Raw genomic sequence first — 18,306 nt, 5'->3', positions numbered from 1 at the left:
TTCCGGTGAACCGAACCATAACGAATTCCTGCGTGTTTTGCGGACTGTAGCCGTCGGCTGACGGTATCAGTCCGTGGTTTTTAAAACAGACTTACGTATCCCATAACCAGTATGGTCACAATGGTTAAGACGATAATGTATTTATAATAACCGCACAGCCATTTACTTCCCGTTAATTTCGCTCCCCTACCGCAGTTGACCTCATCAACATAATTATTCCATCCCCAGCCTGCTTTGCTCACACAGAACAGCAGCATCAGAATTGCGCCCAAAGGAAGGAGATTGTTCGCTACAATAAAATCACAGAAATCAAGGATTGTGGAATTATTCCCTAACGGATGAATACCGGAGAGTTTGTTAAATCCCAGTGCAACCGGAACCGACATCAGGGAAATCGCCAAAAAATTAACGAGTGATGAAACCCACCTTCTTATGCCGAACAGTTCAGAATATCCTTTAATAATAGCTTCCATCACTGCAATAACCGTTGTCAGCGCTGCTATGAACAGGAACAGGAAAAACAGGGTTCCCCAGAACTGACCGTAAGGCATTTTGTTAAACAGCTGCAACATGGTCTCAAAGACAAGCGTAGGCCCTGCCCCTGGGTTTATATCAAAACTGAAGCATGTAGGAAAAATGATGAGACCGGCCATGAATGCAACGGCCGTATCCAGCATACAGATAATAAATCCTTCCTTGACAAGAGAGTGTTCTCTTGACATATAAGAGCCAAAAACCATGATTGAACCTATTCCGATGCTCAGAGAAAAGAACACCTGGGTCAGGGCATTATATATAACCCTGTCAAAGCCTATTTTCTCGACTGATTCTAAATTTGGCATGAGGTAAAAGGACAGTCCTTTCTCCGCTCCCGGCAGTGAACAGGAGTGAAAAATCAAAATTGCCATGATGGCAAGCATGCCGATCATTGACGGCGTAACAATTTTTTCAATACCGTTTTTTAAGCCGAAACTGCAGACAAAGCACGCCATTGAAAGCACGGACATTGCACATATTATCTGAGCCTCGGGACTTAACAGAAGTTCAGTAAAGCTTGCGGAAACCTGAGACTCACTTATACCTATGACGTTTCCGTTTGCAGTCTGACACAGATAATGCAACAGCCAGCCGCTGATTACACTGTAATACGACATCAGAATATACAGACCTGCCAGAGACATTACTGAAATTACGTTCCAGTATTTTTTGTCACCACGCAGTTTGGTAAAAGCCTTGGCTATACTTCTGCGCGATGCTCTGCCTATGGCCAGTTCAACCGTCATAAGCGGCAGACCGAGACACAACAGTATTACCAAATACAGAATAACAAAGACTGCTCCACCGCTCTGACCTGTTATGAATGGAAACCTCCACACATTGCCAAGTCCCACGGCGCAACCGGCCGTAACCAGAATAAAACCCAGTCTTGTTGCAAATGAAGAGCGTTTATGTTCATTAGATGTCATTCTTACTTCCGCCAAAATCAAAAAAATCAGACATAAGACTCAGAAGCTCAGGTCTGTCATAATCAAATACCATAAGTCATGTATCAGCAGTTGCCACTCAGAACATTAAGTGCGTCCTGAAGGGTTTTTACCGGATAGATTTTCATATCTCCAATCGGCTTTCGAGGGTAGTTATCGTAAGGCACAACAGCCTGTTTAAAACCATGCTTATACGCTTCCTGAAGTCTTTCGGTTCCCTGAGTCACGGGGCGTACTTCACCGTTAAGACCTATTTCACCAAAAGCAATAAGATCTCTGGCTATCGGTGTGTTTCTGTAACTGGAAATCATGGTAATGATAAGCGGCAGATCCGCACTGGTTTCCTCAACCTTTACACCGCCAACGACATTGATAAAAACATCATGATCACCGAGAGACACTCCGCCGTGACGATGCAGAACCGCAAGAAGCATTGCCAGTCTGTTGGCCTCAGTCCCCAGAGTCAGCCTGCGAGGATTACCGTACTGGCTGTAATCCACGAGAGCCTGAAGTTCCACAAGTAAAGGCCTGGATCCCTCCCAGACCACCATAACCACGGATCCCGGACTGATGATGTCCGAACGGTTTAGGAAGATGGCTGAAGGATTGCTAACCTCCCTCATGCCTTTATCCACCATCGCAAATATACCAATCTCGTTAATCGCTCCGAATCGGTTCTTCTTGCAACGTAACGTTCTGAATCTTGAATCGGCATCGCCTTCAAGCAGCAGAGAACAGTCCACGCAGTGCTCAAGAATCTTAGGACCTGCTATGGAACCATCCTTTGTAACGTGCCCTATCACAAACGTGGCTACGCCGTTCTGCTTTGCAAACTGAGTCAGGGCAGCAGCACCTTCCCTAACCTGAGAAACGCTTCCGGGCGCTGATGATATGCCGTCAAGATGCATCACCTGAATGGAATCAACAATAAGTATCTGCGGTTTTTCCCTTTCAGCCATGGCAAGTATGGTTTCAATTGATGTTTCCGTGGCTATCTTTACCCCGGAAGTATTGCAACCAAGTCTGGCTGCACGCATGGCAACCTGCTGCAGAGATTCCTCACCGGTTATGTAAAGCACCTTCACCCTGTTTGCAAGATTGCACACAACCTGAAGCAGCAGTGTGGATTTACCTGCACCGGGATTACCACCGATCAACACCACGGATCCGGATACTATTCCGCCGCCTAAAACCCTGTCAAGTTCATTAAAACCGGAGGAAATCCGAGGTACACTGGTAAGAGATACGCTGTTGAGATCAACAACCTTCTGTGATATTTCCCCGGAAAACCCCTTGAGTCTGCTACTTACCGCCGAGGCTGAAACCTTAGGAGTATAGTCATTTACAAACGTTTCCTGTATTGAATTCCAGGCACCGCATTCAGGACAGCGGCCCTGCCACTTTGAAAACTCGGCACCGCATTCTCCGCACACAAAAACAGACCCACTTTTTGCCATAACCGTACCCTTTCCCTCCGGTAACAATAGTATTTTACAGATGAAGAACTGCTATTTCAGCGGCAGATGATCCCAATGGAATTTATTGTGACTGCTCTCACAGTAGAATTCTCAGAATACAAACTAAAAATCAAAAGAATACCGGAAGTACATAGCAATTCATTAAGCATAAAACCGGGGATAATCATACTGAATAAAAATATACTCAAGCGTGATTCAATTATTGTCTGAACCCACTTACTATTTCTTCTTCAAATCGACAACCACAATTTCCGCAGGATCGTTGATTCTGGCATAAAATCCGGCCCAGAGAATGGTGCCGTTACCCGTAATCATCTTTTTTCCCTTGTGTTCATAGTACCCTGACACATAACCGCCGTTGGTGAGCGCAACAATCTGCTTTAAAACAGGAATCATGCCTCCGTGAGTATGCCCGCTGAAAGTGATGTCGGCACCTGCCGTAGCGCAGTTCGGAAATTCAGCCGGTCTGTGACTCAGCATAATTACCGGAAGACTTCCGTCCACACCGTCAAGAGCTGCTTCGTAATCAGGTCCCGACATGTTGAGACCGTATTTTCTGGCGGCAGGATCGCTTACTCCTGCAAGTACCAGCAGTTTTCTGCCAAAATCATCGGTAATAGTCACATTGGCGTTATTAATCATTCTTATATTCAGTTTTTTCCAGACATGTTCCCAATCTGGTGCAGACGAATAATATTCGTGATTACCGTTAACGGCATAAACGCCGTATTTTGCCTTCAGTCCCTTTAACTCGTCAACCTGAGGAGCAATAGCCTCATACTTTCCGTCGATAATATCACCTGTATGAATTATCACATCCGGATTAAGCTCATTCACCTGTCTCACTATATCCCTTACCCTTTCCGGTGACACATTTGTTCCTATATGGGTGTCCGTAAGATGAACTATACGGAAAGAATCAGGGTATTTAGCATCCCGGAAAGTATAAAAAGTATTCTGCGGCGGCAAATCGGCATTACATGTTGCAATAAAACTGATACACGATGCACTTGTTATTACCATAAGGAAAAGGCATATTCTGAATGCATTTCCTGCCCTCACCTTAAAAACGATACTGACGATAAAAAGAAAGAGCTCAAGAACCAGCCCGAAAAACACTGCAATTATAAGCGCAAGCTGAGCGGCACTCGCACCAATTACAATCGGCCCCGGCAACTGAGGGGCAAGAAGGTTGCCACCGAAAATAACCAGTATCGGATTCTTAAATGAAATCAGCAGAAAAAGGACAATGAGAATCAGTCTTAAAATGGCATTAATCCGAATCTGCCGTATTAAAACCACATAACTTAGGGAAAACAGAATCAGGGCAAATACAAATAAAATCATTAAAAGAAATCCATGGGTACATGTTGTATATCAAAAAACTCAATCAGACACAGCATCTCTGGTGAGACTTGTAACTTCTTTTATGATTATACAGAAAAAACACTTTTTTTCCATGTAAGACATCAGCCATGATCATGTAGGAACAAACAAAAACATATCACTGTATAAAATTAAATCACTCATCTCTTAAACCCTTTATTTTCAATACATTGAATAATGTCCTACAAAATAAGAAAAGTTGAAACAGGTTATTTAAATAACGATGAAAAATTTGTTTTTAATTCAGGATTACTTAAAATAACAGGTGTTGAGGGGGAACACGGAAGTTCCGGAAAACATACCTCAAAGTAAAAGACCGAATCTGATATACAGGATGTAAACAGTATTAGGTCTAAGGAACAGGATGTTCCTTAACGTGCACCTGTTTTTCACAGGATGTGAAAAAATACAGAGCAGATTAAATCAAATCACATACAAGAAGATGACGGGGTCGGATTTTGCATCGGATGGTGCGGATACCGAACCTTTTTTTTGCCTGTTGCCGACAATTGTTTACTGCAGCCGATTCAGCCATTAGCAGCAGACTAATTCGAACACACTCTCTCAGGCAGACACCTAATGAACATTCCTAAGCCCAACAGACCATATCAAAAACAATTTTATTCCTGTCGTGTGAGACATTTGCCATTGTCTTGTAAGAACAAACAAAAACATAACACAGGAACAAAACATGGATTTTTATGTAAAATCCTTTATTATCAATGTCCGGAGGCTTGTCTTACAACTATTGCAAATTTGAAATACACATTGTACGTCAGCAGAAAAAATTTGTTTTTATCCTGAAAATACATAAAATTATAAGTGTTGAGGGGAACAAGGATGTTCCGGAAAATCAAACCTCAGCTTAAATGACTGAATCTGATATACAGGATGTAAACAGAATGAGGTCGATGGAACAGGATGTTCCTGAACATACGCTTGATTTTCACAGGATGTGAAAAAACACAGCGCAGATTAAGTTAGTATAAATCACAGCAACAAGAAACTGGCGGGTTCGGATTGGGCACAGGATGGTGCCGATACCGACCCTTTTTTTTGCCCTTCTTATTTTCTCTTTTCAGTTCTGCAGACATGACAGAAATGTTCATTATTTCAAAAATGAAATAATCATTCAGATACCGACAAGCCCCCTTACCGTCGATTACTAACTCATTAATATATTTCATACTCATACCTGATTCGCTACCAACCTCTCACAGGCATTTACAAAAAGTACCGAAACCTCCGGACAGCACATTCCGACGTGTAAGACATCAGCCATGATCATGTAGGAACATGTAAAAACATTAACGCACCTTCAACTTTAGACGTCTTTATCTCAAACCCTTTACTATCAATGCTTTCACACGTGTCTCACAAAGTCAAAAAAAGTAAAAAAACATTTTTTATTCTGCAGAAAAAATTGGTTTTTATCCATGGAATACTTAAAATTATAAGTGTTGAGGGGAACAAGGATGTTCCGGAAAATCAAACCTCAGCGTAAATGACCGAATCTGATATACAGGATGTAAACAGTATGAGGTCGATGGAACAGGATGTTCCTGAACATACGCTTGATTTTCACAGGATGTGGAAAAATACAGCGCAGATTAAGTTAAATCAAATCACATACAAGAAGATAACAGGTTCGGATTTAGCACCGGAAGTGCGTACTCCGAACCTTTTTTTATCCATTCAATATCATTTTCCATTTTTAGAAAAACTCCACATATGAATCTTGGACTCCACGTGACTAAAAAAGGGGCTCTTTCCGTGGTGCCGCCAGTAAGTTGAACAAACCTACCGGATTCAGTGCAGAAAGAGCCCCTGCCATAAAATGGTAATATCTTAAATCAGAACAGGACTACATGGATTTCAAATAACTGTATGCAGTTAACACACATACAATGGCATCCAGTCCCAGCGTGTTAATCGTCGCGGTAGCCTGTTCACGGACAATAGGCTTGGCGTGAATGGCAAAACCAAGACCTGACTCGTTGATCATCGGCAAATCATTAGCACCGTCACCCACTGCAATACTCTGTTCCTTTGGAATATCATACTTTGCACATAATTCATGAAGTGTGGCAACCTTTACGGTTGAATCCACTATTTCACCAATCAGGCCGCCGGTAAGATGATCCCCATCAATTTCGAAGGTATTGGCACGAACCAAATCCAGTCCAAAATCCTCCTTAAGCTTATTAACAAAAGGCATGAAGCCACCGGAAGCAATTGCGGTCTTCCACCCTTTGTCCTGCAGAAGTCTTATAAGTTCTGGGAATCCAGGCATGATAGGCAGGTTGTTTCTGATCTTGTCCAGAATAGAGGTAGGAGCGTATTTTAATAATCCTACTCTTTTTCTGAGACTCTGCTTGAAATCAAGCTTTCCGTGCATTGCCATGCTGGTGATTTCGGAAATCTGCTTACCAACTCCGTATGCCTTGGCTATCTCATCAATGCACTCGATCTGAATACATGTTGAATCCATATCAAGAAGAATAACTCCAGGCTTTGACAGATCCGGAATATTCTTCACGTGAATTACATCGGCATCACCGGTAAAAACCTTGAAAGCCCGATTAAGTTCTTCTGAATATCTGTCGGTTACGGCAATAAATACCTGCTTACCGCAAATTTCAAAAGGTTCTCTGAAAGCAAATGAAACGCCTGACTTGTCGGCAAGTTCCTTAATCATGAATACATGCTTCATGGTTATTCTGTCACCGATGGCACAGATGTAGCCTCCGTTAAAGTCACCATCAGCGGTAATAATACTGTCATTTACCATGGCATAGAAAGCCTTCTCCGGCAATTTGGAAAACAGTTCTTCATCTGCATTAAAATTGAATTCTGCCATTATTATTTAAATCCTATCTGATATCACACGCGTGAATTATTAATGTTCTCTGGTGGTATTAAACTTAATCTTAGGGTATCTTTCCATGGTAAGGTTTAGATTTACCATATTAGGGGCAATGTAGGTGAGATTGTCGCCACCGTCCAATGCGACGTTCTGAGGAACCTTACGCTGAATTTCTTCCAGAGCGGCAGCGTCATCACTTTCTATCCAACGGGCCGTTGTTACGTTGACAGGCTCGTATACCGCCTCAACGTTATACTCATTCTTCAATCTGGAAACAACCACGTCAAACTGCAGCACACCAACAGCACCTACAATAAGATCATTGTTAATCAGAGGTCTGAATACCTGTACCGCACCCTCTTCAGAGAGCTGAACCAGACCTTTAAGCAGAGCCTTCTGCTTTAAAGGGTCCTTAAGACGGATACGCTTAAACAGTTCAGGAGCGAAGTTAGGAATACCTGTAAACTTCAAATCCTCACCCTTTGTAAAGGTATCACCAATCTGAATAGTACCGTGATTATGAAGGCCGATAATATCCCCGGCAAAAGCCTCTTCAGCCTGTTCACGATCACCTGCCATAAAGGTCACGGCATCAGAGATATTCACATCCTTGCCGATACGTACGTGATGCAGCTTCATGCCTTTTTCATATTTACCTGATACCAGACGTACAAAGGCAATACGGTCACGATGCTTAGGATCCATGTTAGCCTGAATCTTGAATACGAATCCGGTCAGGTTCTCTTCCTTCGGATCTACGGTTCTGGTTTCGGCATTTCTGGCAAGAGGAGCCGGAGCCCAAGCCGTGAGCCCGTTAAGCATGTGGTCAACACCGAAGTTACCCAGAGCGGTACCGAAAAATACAGGAGTCAGTTCCCCCTTTAAAAACGCATCCTCGTCGAACTCCGCACTCCCTGCCCTTACGAGTTCAATGTTATCTCTGAGGATAGAGGCAAGATCCTCACCGACAGCATCATCAAGCTCAGGATTATCAAGACCCTTTACGGTAACCACGTCTTGAATGATATCCCCCTGACCCGACTTATAAAGATAGGTTTCATCCTTGTAAATATGATAAACCCCCTTAAAGCTCTTACCGCATCCTATAGGGAAAGTTATCGGTGCACAGACAATGGATAATTCCTTTTCAACTTCATCCATAAGTTCAAGAGGATCCCTTGTTTCACGATCCATCTTGTTCATAAAAGTCAGAATCGGAGTGTCTCTTAAACGGGTAACCTCCATCAGCTTACGGGTACGCTCTTCTACACCCTTGGCTGCATCAATAACCATCAGACAGCTGTCAACGGCGGTAAGAACGCGGTAGGTATCTTCGGAGAAGTCTTCGTGACCCGGAGTATCAAGAAGATTAATAAGGCAGTCATTGTAAGGAAACTGCATTACGGAGGTGGTTACGGAAATACCGCGATCCTTTTCCATCTGCATCCAGTCGGATTTGGCAAAACTGCCGTTGGCACCACGGCCCTTAACGGTACCGGCACGCTGAATTGCACGACCGTAAAGCAAAACTTTTTCAGTAATGGTTGTCTTACCGGCATCCGGATGGGAAATAATAGCAAAAGTTCTACGTTTATTTATCTCTTTAAGAAATTCAGCATCAGCCATAATATCTTACCTAAAATACAGCAACCCCAGTCTGGGCTTAAAATATAAAAATTAAAAAGACATCGTCAGTCAAGACGATGCCTTTCACTCAAAAACAGCTCGGATTAATCAATGTTCAGCTCATCAAAAGATTTGACCAAATCATCTATCTGCTTAATCTGATTAAGGAAAGGTTCCAGCTTATCCAAAGGCAGCGCACTCGGACCATCGCACTTAGCCTCGTCAGGATTCGGATGAGCTTCCAGAAACAGCCCGGCAAGCCCCACGGCCATGCCCGCTCTCGCAAGTTCGGCTTCCTGCTGCCTTCTGCCTCCAGAGGCCGCTCCGCTCGGATCCCTGCACTGCAGTGAATGGGTTACGTCAAAAATTACCGGAGCTCCCTTTGAAGCCTTCATCATCACTCCGAAACCAAGCATGTCAACCACCAGATTGTCATATCCGAATGTGGCACCGCGCTCACAGAGAATGATGTTGCCGTTTCCTGATTCCTCAAACTTTTCCACAATATTGGAAATCTGTGAAGGACTGATAAACTGAGGCTTCTTTACGTTTATAACCTTGCCGCTTTCGGCCAAAGCCTTCACCAAATCCGTCTGACGGGCAAGAAATGCAGGAAGCTGCAGAACATCAACAACTTCCGCCAGCGGAGCAATCTGATCCGTTTCATGCACGTCAGTAATAATCTTTACGCCGAATTCTTTCTTGAGGCGCTCAAAAATACTAATTCCCTTCTCCAGACCGAGACCTCTGAATGAATGGATTGAGGAACGGTTTGCTTTATCCCAGCTTGCCTTGAAAACAAACGGAATTCCAAGCTTTTCAGTAACCTCGACATACTTTTCACAGGCAGTCAAAGCCAGTTCCTCGGACTCAAGAACATTTATTCCGCCAAAGAGAACGAACGGAAGATTATTAGCCACACTGATGTCGCCAATCTTAACAACTTTGTTTTCCGCAAAGGCCATTGTATTTACTTATCCTTGTAGTTAAAGCACCCCAAAGTTACCCGGTCATTATATCCTAAATCCTTTACGGTCTCAACCTGAGTAAAGCCACCGTAATTCATCAGAAGCTTGACGTCTCCGGCCTGCTGATATCCATGCTCAAGCAGCAGGTAACCGTTATTTGCAAGATAATCGCAGGAATGTCTTATTATGTTAAGAATATCGTAGAGCCCCTGCATCGGAGCCACCAATGCAGTTCTTGGCTCAAACCGTACATCTCCCTGATTAAGATGCGGATCATTCTCGGCAATATAGGGTGGATTTGAAACAATAATATGATACTGATGTCTGGCCTTGATTTTTTCAAACCAGTCACTGTTAATGAGATTTATCGGAAGATTTAGATTTTGACTGTTGAATTCCGCAACCTTAAGAGCTTCTTCAGAATAATCAACAGCATCAACAATGGCACCGGGAAGTTCACTCTTGAGAGCCAGCGCCACAGCTCCTGTTCCGGTTCCGAGATCCAGGATTCTCAGCTTTATGTCAGGAGAAAACTTCTGGGCACACAACAAAGCCTGTTCAACCAGTGTCTCTGTATCCGGACGGGGAATCAGAGTGTGTTCGTTAACCTTGAGATTAAGTGACCAGAATTCCCTTTTTCCGAGAATATGAGCCAGAGGTCTGCCGGAAATACGTTCAGCAAGAATTGTCTGTATTTTTGCGTATTCCTCATCGGAAATCTCATGTTCCGGATATGTGAGAAGAAAGGTTTTGTTCTTTTTTAAAACCTCAGAAACAATAAAATAGGCTTCTATGGAAGATACCTCACGATCCTGCAGAAATTCATTCAGTTTCTGCCAGGATTCTTTATAAACGGTTCCGATCTGCATGCATCCTCCTAATTCGTCAGTGTTCCTAACTTAAGCATAGCCTCAAAAGCTAAAAAAACCCGAATCCAACATAAAAACAGGTTCCGAATTGTGAACCTGTTTTTAAAATGGCTGGTGATAACGGAGATGTGAATTAATTCTCGTTGGCTAATTCTGCCAACTGATTTGCCTGATGTTCTTCAATAACAGGCATCACCAGCGAATCCAAATCTCCGTCCATAACATCACTCAGCTTGTACAGAGTTAGATTTATGCGATGATCGGTAACACGCCCCTGTGGATAGTTGTAGGTTCTGATTCTGTCTGAACGATCACCGGAACTTAAAATGCTCTGTCTCTGTTCAGCCATTTCCTTTGCCTTCTTTTCTTCTTCAAGTCTTGCAAGACGGGAAGCCAGCACTGCAAACGCCTTAGCCTTGTTCTTGTGCTGAGAACGTTCATCCTGACATTCAACAACAAGACCTGACGGGAAGTGGGTAATACGAATTGCGGAATCAGTCTTATTAATGTGCTGACCACCCGCACCGGATGCCCTGAATGTATCAATACGGATATCCTTCGGATTAATTTCAGGAGCTTCAGACTCCGGAACCTCAGGGAATACCATCACGGTACATGCAGAGGTATGCACACGTCCCTGTGTTTCTGTTTCAGGAACTCGCTGCACGCGATGACCGCCTGATTCGAACTTCAGAATACCGTAGGCTCCCTGCCCAGAAACCTTGAAGATGATTTCCTTATAACCGCTGAATTCACCTTCTGAACAGCTCATTATTTCAATACTCCAGCCTTTCTTTTCAGAATACTTTGAATACAATCTGAAAAGATCTCCCGCAAAAATTGCGGCTTCGTCACCGCCGGTACCGGCTCTGATTTCAACGAAGGCATTGTTGTCATCCTTCGGATCTTTAGGAAGAAGAAGGATCTGAATGTCATGCTCGGTCTTTTCAAGACCAGCCTTTGTCTCCTCAAGTTCGGCCTCAGCCATTTCTCTCATGTCTGGATCATCACCGTTAATCATGGCATTGATTTCTTCAAGATCATCAGAATATGTCTTATAGCTCTTAAATGCGGAAACTATTGTTTCAAGCTGTGAATATTCCTTGTTTAATTCTCTGAATCTGTCCTGGTCGGCTATTACATCAGCCTCACCCAATAAGGCCTGAACTTCCTCAAATCTTTCAACCAGAGTCTCAAGCTTTGTAATAATGGATTGCTTAAGCATTGTTAATACCTTTGTAAATTAAACGGTTTAATAATAAATCTCAGACCGGCAGAATATATGTACGACTGCCAATCAATATAAACTGATATCTAAAAACTGCCCTAAAAAAGAAGTCGCTCGGTGCAGGCGGCACCGGTAATGAAAATATCCGACGGTATGTAACGCAGAAATAACCTGCCACACTATGTCGCCACGAATTGGAATGCCGGGACAGCTAATGTCTCCGCTCAGGAGATAATGAGCCGCCATCAGCCGGTTGAACAGTCAACATAAAGTTTTCCACAATTAAGGCAAATGATAACTTGCTTGATTTTACCACACTTTTCCCTCGCCTCAAAATAATAAGGCACGGTAAGAACCGTGCCTTAAAAGTTTTCACATCAGTTTTTCAGGTTTTCCCAAAAAACATCTGAAAAATATGCTAACTAATTGTCGACAACATCATTCAGGACCTTGTCACCGTCAACAACCTTGACAAGCTGTGCATCGAGATTGCTAACTGTTACAGCAGTTTCCTTACTGTTAAACGCAACCTTAATGCTGCTCCATTCATCACCGACAGCTGCACCGTTGATATCAAATACAACTATTTCATTATTACTGTTTGCAGTATCTAATGTAACGTTATCAAAGATATCATCAGCTGTAGTCATGTGGAATGCAGGGTGAGCCTTTCTTAAAGCAATGAGCTTGGCATAGGCTTCACTTACATCCTTCCAGTCTCCGCTCTTAAGATTCCACTTGTAGTCATTTGCACCGGTGGTGGTGTTGTAGCTGTTGTGAATATCTTTACCCGCAGCAGCTTTGGTACGACCGATTTCTTCACCGCCATGGATAAAGCTGATGCCCTGGCTTGCAAAAATCATGGCATTTGCATAAACCTGAAGCTTCTTCTTGTCGGCAAGAGCTTTCACACCGGCAGCTTCAATCTTATCACGGAGGGCAAGATTATCGTGAGCGGTCAGGTAGGAGATTGACTGTTCAGGATCGCTAAAGCCCTGGGCACTCCATATATTGGTTCCTGTTGCATCCTTATGACGGACACCGCCGATTGCCCCCATAAACACACATTTCAAATTGCTATCAAGTGGCTTATCGTTTTCATCGGTTTCGTTGCCGTCCCAGCCGGTATTAAACTCATTGAAAATAAAGCCGAGGGCATCAGCATTGTCACTTGAACCCTTCAGACAGTTTCTGATACGGTTGTTGAACGCACCTACGTGAGCAGCATAATCCTGTGTATGCATTCTGCCGGTACGAACAGGATTGTCAACAAGCTTTTCAGCGTCATCATTGTAAGCTGCCCATGGTTCGCCGTAGATCAGGAGATTGGCATCCGGATGCATCTTGTTGAGGTATACACCCCAGTCGGAATAATCCTTCATTGAGAATGAACCAACAAGGTCTAATCTGAAACCGTCGATGTGATATTCGTTAATCCAGTAATCCATTGAATCACGAATCATGGTCCAAACCATGTTATTGTCAGCATTAACGGTATTACCGCAACCGGTCAGGTCAGCCTTCAGATAGTACTTTGAAGTAATATTTTCGAACACGGATTTGTTCATGGTATGGTTATATACCACGTCCATAATTACACGAATGCCGTTTTTGTGGAATTCGTTAACCATGGTCTTAACTTCTTTGATCTTGGTGTTGTACTCAGCAGTACCGAATACGGATGAGTAACGATCTTCTGGGACATTGTAGTTCCAAGGATCGTAGCCCCAGTTGTAGCAGTTATTGCTCTGAGAATCTACGTTTGAGCAGGTGGCGTAATCATAGATTGGCTGCAGCTGAACGTGTGTAATCCCCAGTTCCTTCAGATGATCAATACCGGTGGTTACTCCGTTATATGTAGTTCCGGTCTGAACCATACCGAGGTAGCGCCCTCTCTTATCTTCATCCACACCTGAGGTTGGGTCAATGGTAAAGTCACGTACGTGAACTTCATAAATAACGGCATCTTCTCTGTTCTTAAGTTCCGGAGCGTCAACCCAGGCTTCATCCGGTTCGGTCTGACTCATGTCCATTACGATATTGGCGGTGTTACTTCCATTTGCAACCATCTTGCCGTACGGGTCACGAACCTTCTTGCCGCCTACGGAGAACTGATAGGTTTTACCTGCCAGATCGCCGTCAACCACGACTTCGTAAACCTCAGTAAGACAAGGGAGTGCAACCTTGCTCATATTGTACTTAACGCCGTCAACGGTAACGGAAACATTGCTTGAATCAGGAGACCAGATACGGAAAGTTGTTGCAGCAGAGGTGTACTCGGCACCGAGAGGTTCTGTCTTTGTATTCAGTCGGCATTCATCAGTCTTAACAACATAAGACTTTTTGATGGTATATGATGAAACGGCGCCGTTATACATTACGTTAAGCTTAACGCTTTTTGTTTCTCCGTCAGGAACAATCAGGTCCTGACCGATACGAATAATGTCGCCGTTACTGAATTCGATAGCATTTTCCCTGCTGTCGCCAGGAGTCTTGGCTGAAGCCTTGCTGAACCAGAAAAGCCCCTTGGCATCTTCAGCCATGTCAGGTCCCTTGAAAAGAAGTGTAACGTCGACATAGGCTGACTCAGGATTACCTACCTTTTCGGTGAATTCAATTTCTGCGCCGTCCTCACGAATTGCGCCGTCATAAGAAATATACGCCGCATTATCCACAGGAACCTGTTCATCCAGGCCGTCGATGATAACGCCGCATTCAGCCGCGGTAACGAAAGTGGCATTTGAAGCAGAAGTCATGCTGAGACAAGGTCTATCCTGAGTAAAGATATTTCCGTTACCGGTCTGTAAATCATGATTATTGTTATTTACAATTACCTCATAACCTTCAAGGGAAACAAGGGTGCTATTATCCTCATGGTTAAAGAAATGAATCGGAGCCGCACAGTCACTGCCCATGGAATTAGCAGTAAACTCTTCACCAGGCCAGTCGTCAAACATATTACCTTCATCATTCCAAAGCCATGCAGCATACTCATCGTAAAAATCCCCCTTAACGATGAGAGTATTCTGAGGAATAACACAGGTATCTTTGGTTTCTACAGGCACATATACCAAAGACGAATCGTTACCGACTGCGGGATTATTACTGTCAACCCAAGGGTCGGTCACCTTGCCGTTATCGCCGCCACCGCTGCTACCACATGCGGCAAGCGACATGGAAAGAACTGCAGTCGAAACCGCAAAACAAAGCTTATTTCTATTAAACTTCATAAATACTCTCACATAGTTAAGTTAAGATTAAGTACAACAAGAAAATATGGCTTACGCCAAGATAGTTAGAGTTTACTATATATGACGTAAAGCCAAGATATTGTGATGTAGGACTGTTTTTTTTTAAAACTCTGACAGACACGTCAAAATGTGACAACGATCTTAAGTATCTCAGTCATATTGTTGAATTTTTACAATTATGTATAAGCAACGCACATGTCACTTACAAGAAAATCCACCGATTTAGATTATCATCCACTGATAATAAAAATTAAAAAAGTCTTCATTTCTGAAGACTTTCAAATAAGTTACTGGGGTATTACAAACTAAATTAGAACTGCATATTACCTACGTTTTTTACATAGCTGAAATTATATGCTTTGGTAAAAGGAGGTAAGGTGTTCGGTTTTACTGCTTTTAATAAGTTCTTCATTTTGTTTCTTCTCTTCTTATAATAATATGACTATCGGTTTTCAAGCCTTTCACTTATTTCTTAATTATTGTTTCCACCAGAAGGCCTCATGTCATGTGTTTTTATTCTCGGTTACTTAACGTAGCTGAAACCATACTGACGGGTTACGGGAGCAATGGCATTAACTTCGTTATTGGCCGCAAACATATTTCTTAACATTCTCATTTCTGCACTCCTTATCAAGATTGCATTAACTTAACTTCTGTTTCTTTCTTAACTATGTGATGTACTTAACACTTATAATGATACATCATATTTAATTCGATTCAAGCTTTTTTGAAATTATTTTACTTTTTTATGTAATGAAAACTTTTTCAAAACACAGAAAACGCTTTCCATTACCATATATTTATTTTCAAACCCCCGAATTTTGAGACAAAAATCATTTTTTAACACTCTTTTTTACCGTAAAACGCAGAAAAATCACATGTTAAAAATGTAATTTATTTTCATAATTACTGAAAATAATTAATTATTTCGAGAATTCTGAATAATCAAATAAAAGATCCCGGCATACTCCAAAAATCATTCATTTCATGGGTGACATACGGTCTCTGAAAAAAAAAAAAAAAACGCCGGAANNNCGGTCTCGGAAAAAAAAAAAAAAAAACGCCGGAATATCAACAATGCTCCAGGCAGGTGACATTATTGGTATTCCGGCGGGTTGCAGACAGCCCTGTCTGAATATAATCAGAACACTGTTCTCATCAGTAAACCTCGTGATGATATTCTTTTAGAATATCCTTCAAATGTTTCATAACCTCTGCTTTGGGAGGGTGGATGTCATTAAGTCTGTATGGATCATTAAAGAAAGCCCACTTATGTTTTCCCATCTCATGATAAGGAAGCAGCTCCACTCTCTCCACCGCATCCCCCAGTTCCTTTATAAAATTCCCCATTTCCCTTGCATTATCTTCGGTATCCGTGTAAGTAGGAACAACGACCAGTCTTATCCACATTTTCTTGTGATTATCGGCAAGATATCTGGCAAAGGCCAGGGTATCTCTGTTGGAACGACCGGTAAGTTCCTTGTGAACATCATCATCCATGGCTTTCAAATCAAGGAGAAAGGTATCAGTTTCGTTTATCAGAGCCTTTACATCTTCATTGTAGTTACGGATGCCACCGTTAGTATCGAGACATGTATTAAAACCAGCGGCATGCACCTGCCTAAACAATTCAGCCACAAATTTAGCCTGCATCGAGGCCTCCCCACCTGATGCGGTTACCCCACCGCCACTTGCTCTGAAAAACGGAGCATATGTGACAATTTCATCCATTAACTTCTTAACGGTGACTTCCTCTCCGCCCTTAAAATCCCAGGTATCCCTGTTGTGACAGTAAATACATTTAAACTGACATCCCTGAAAAAAAACAATATATCTGATTCCAGGACCGTCAACAGCCCCTCCCGTCTCAATAGAATGAATTCTGGCCGTTAATTCAGATCCATTTACGTTCTCTGCAGGCGACATACTACGCTCCTCTAATCATATATTCTTGTATCGGTTAAACCGCATTATATTGACGTCATTAAAATCCTGGACGACAAACATTTCTTTTATTCCTGTGCTTACAATTATAATAACAACTGCCGGTATTTTTTAAAAGCTGTATTAACCGGAACCGTCTGGACAGCCGCGAATAACAACGCAACATTACAATTCATCATTCGAGGAACATAATGAACAATTATTTAATAACCGGGGCATCTGGAATGATTGCCGGAGGATTCATTCAGAAGATAGTAAGTGAACATCAGTATGTGGGACTTATTCTCCTGACAAGAGATAAGATACATACCACTTACCGTTACCAGAAGCTGCTCGAAGCCTCTCACGCTCCAATAAAAATCATCTCCGACCTTTCTGAACTCACGGATAATGAAGCCACATCAGTAACGGCCGTTATCAACCTTGCCGGAGCCCCCATAAGCACCGGACTTGTTAACACCGTGAAATTTAAAGAGCTTTACGAATCAAGGGTAACCTATACTAATAATCTTGTAAAAAATCTGAAAGAAAGAAACATAACACCTCAAGTTTTTATTTCTGCGTCCTCCATGGCCGTATATTCAGAAACATCTGCCCCGTTCACCGAAACCACACCTCCCGAACAAAATAAATCCAAGCTTGCCAAATTATGCGACGAATGGGAAAAGGCTGCACTCAATGCCCACAGTGAACTTAACTCCAGAGTAGTGATTATGAGACTCGGAAACGTCACGGATCTCTCCGGTGGAATGCTCATGAGGCTCCTTCCCGTTTTTCAGAATGGATATATTCCTCTGCTTGGAAACGGTGAACAAATCATCCCGTGGATTACTCTTTTTGACACAGCCAGAGTAATATCGCATCTCATAAGAAAGAACGGAATAGAAGGTCCGGTTCATGTGTGCACCGATGAACGGATTGCTCAGTTTGAACTGTTTAAGACACTGGCAGCCGTCACCGGAATGAAAACAGCAAAATCACTCAGAGTACCAAAATTTCTGGTAAAAGCCGCTCAGAAGGATGCCGCACAGGCTGTTCTGAATTCCATTCCATCAGTTCCGGAAAAACTCAACGGATCAGGATTCACATTCAGATACAAAACGGCAGCAGACTATGTCCGGGCCGTAAGGGAAACAATGGAAATCACTTCAGATCTCCAGAATTCATAATCCTGAACTTATGCATAAGAAACTCGCAGTATAACAA

Annotated in this window: 11 protein-coding genes; 1 reads left to right on the top strand and 10 read right to left on the bottom strand. The window is 42.7% G+C overall.

Annotated features, from left to right (window positions below):
* Positions 1-80 precede the first annotated feature (80 nt).
* From QZU58_RS06635 to pflA, 10 genes are all read right to left on the bottom strand, one after another.
* Entirely contained in the window at positions 81-1,466 is a 1,386-nt protein-coding gene (locus QZU58_RS06635; protein WP_294463414.1) for a sodium-dependent transporter, read from the bottom strand.
* 83 nt (positions 1,467-1,549) lie between these two features.
* Complete coding sequence (gene radA, locus QZU58_RS06630) at positions 1,550-2,941, bottom strand: DNA repair protein RadA (protein WP_294495776.1); 1,392 nt, start codon at positions 2,939-2,941, stop codon at positions 1,550-1,552.
* Positions 2,942-3,181: 240 nt separating this feature from the next.
* A complete protein-coding gene (locus tag QZU58_RS06625; RefSeq protein ID WP_294460961.1) occupies positions 3,182-4,309 on the bottom strand; it encodes a metallophosphoesterase in 1,128 nt (375 codons plus the stop codon).
* 1,903 nt (positions 4,310-6,212) lie between these two features.
* A complete protein-coding gene (serB, locus tag QZU58_RS06620) occupies positions 6,213-7,208 on the bottom strand; it encodes a phosphoserine phosphatase SerB (protein ID WP_294460960.1) in 996 nt (331 codons plus the stop codon).
* A 39-nt stretch (positions 7,209-7,247) separates the two neighbouring features.
* Positions 7,248-8,840, bottom strand: coding sequence for a peptide chain release factor 3 (gene prfC, locus QZU58_RS06615; RefSeq protein ID WP_294460958.1), 1,593 nt, complete (start codon positions 8,838-8,840; stop codon positions 7,248-7,250).
* A gap of 104 nt (positions 8,841-8,944) precedes the next feature.
* Positions 8,945-9,805 (bottom strand): 3-deoxy-8-phosphooctulonate synthase, encoded by an 861-nt coding sequence (kdsA, locus tag QZU58_RS06610; protein ID WP_294460956.1) that lies wholly within the window; start codon positions 9,803-9,805, stop codon positions 8,945-8,947.
* A 5-nt stretch (positions 9,806-9,810) separates the two neighbouring features.
* On the bottom strand, positions 9,811-10,677 hold the full coding sequence (gene prmC, locus QZU58_RS06605) for a peptide chain release factor N(5)-glutamine methyltransferase (protein WP_294460954.1): 867 nt from the start codon (positions 10,675-10,677) through the stop codon (positions 9,811-9,813).
* Positions 10,678-10,810: 133 nt separating this feature from the next.
* Positions 10,811-11,902: a peptide chain release factor 1 gene (prfA, locus tag QZU58_RS06600; protein ID WP_294460953.1), complete on the bottom strand. Its 1,092-nt coding sequence runs from the start codon at positions 11,900-11,902 to the stop codon at positions 10,811-10,813.
* 425 nt (positions 11,903-12,327) lie between these two features.
* On the bottom strand, positions 12,328-15,135 hold the full coding sequence (locus tag QZU58_RS06595; protein WP_294495775.1) for an alpha-amylase family glycosyl hydrolase: 2,808 nt from the start codon (positions 15,133-15,135) through the stop codon (positions 12,328-12,330).
* A gap of 1,179 nt (positions 15,136-16,314) precedes the next feature.
* A complete protein-coding gene (gene pflA / locus QZU58_RS06590) occupies positions 16,315-17,082 on the bottom strand; it encodes a pyruvate formate-lyase-activating protein (protein WP_294495774.1) in 768 nt (255 codons plus the stop codon).
* A 209-nt stretch (positions 17,083-17,291) separates the two neighbouring features.
* On the opposite strand from pflA, the gene QZU58_RS06585 reads away from it, so the two are divergent.
* The gene (locus QZU58_RS06585) at positions 17,292-18,269 is read left to right on the top strand and encodes a DUF1731 domain-containing protein (protein ID WP_294495773.1); all 978 of its coding nucleotides are present in this window, start codon (positions 17,292-17,294) and stop codon (positions 18,267-18,269) included.
* The last annotated feature ends 37 nt before the right edge of the window (positions 18,270-18,306 follow it).

The organism is uncultured Ruminobacter sp., from assembly GCA_902764345.1.
Taxonomy (GTDB): domain Bacteria; phylum Pseudomonadota; class Gammaproteobacteria; order Enterobacterales; family Succinivibrionaceae; genus Ruminobacter.
This window is presented reverse-complemented; position numbering and strand designations above follow the sequence as displayed.

Bases quoted from the DNA above. Each gene is read 5' to 3' on its own strand.
- pflA (WP_294495774.1), bottom strand. From the start codon at position 17,082: ATGTCGCCTGCAGAGAACGTAAATGGATCTGAATTAACGGCCAGAATT.
- radA (WP_294495776.1), bottom strand. From the start codon at position 2,941: ATGGCAAAAAGTGGGTCTGTTTTTGTGTGCGGAGAATGCGGTGCCGAG.
- QZU58_RS06625 (WP_294460961.1), bottom strand. From the start codon at position 4,309: ATGATTTTATTTGTATTTGCCCTGATTCTGTTTTCCCTAAGTTATGTG.
- prmC (WP_294460954.1), bottom strand. From the start codon at position 10,677: ATGCAGATCGGAACCGTTTATAAAGAATCCTGGCAGAAACTGAATGAA.
- kdsA (WP_294460956.1), bottom strand. From the start codon at position 9,805: ATGGCCTTTGCGGAAAACAAAGTTGTTAAGATTGGCGACATCAGTGTG.
- QZU58_RS06635 (WP_294463414.1), bottom strand. From the start codon at position 1,466: ATGACATCTAATGAACATAAACGCTCTTCATTTGCAACAAGACTGGGT.
- QZU58_RS06585 (WP_294495773.1), top strand. From the start codon at position 17,292: ATGAACAATTATTTAATAACCGGGGCATCTGGAATGATTGCCGGAGGA.
- QZU58_RS06595 (WP_294495775.1), bottom strand. From the start codon at position 15,135: ATGAAGTTTAATAGAAATAAGCTTTGTTTTGCGGTTTCGACTGCAGTT.
- prfA (WP_294460953.1), bottom strand. From the start codon at position 11,902: ATGCTTAAGCAATCCATTATTACAAAGCTTGAGACTCTGGTTGAAAGA.
- serB (WP_294460960.1), bottom strand. From the start codon at position 7,208: ATGGCAGAATTCAATTTTAATGCAGATGAAGAACTGTTTTCCAAATTG.
- prfC (WP_294460958.1), bottom strand. From the start codon at position 8,840: ATGGCTGATGCTGAATTTCTTAAAGAGATAAATAAACGTAGAACTTTT.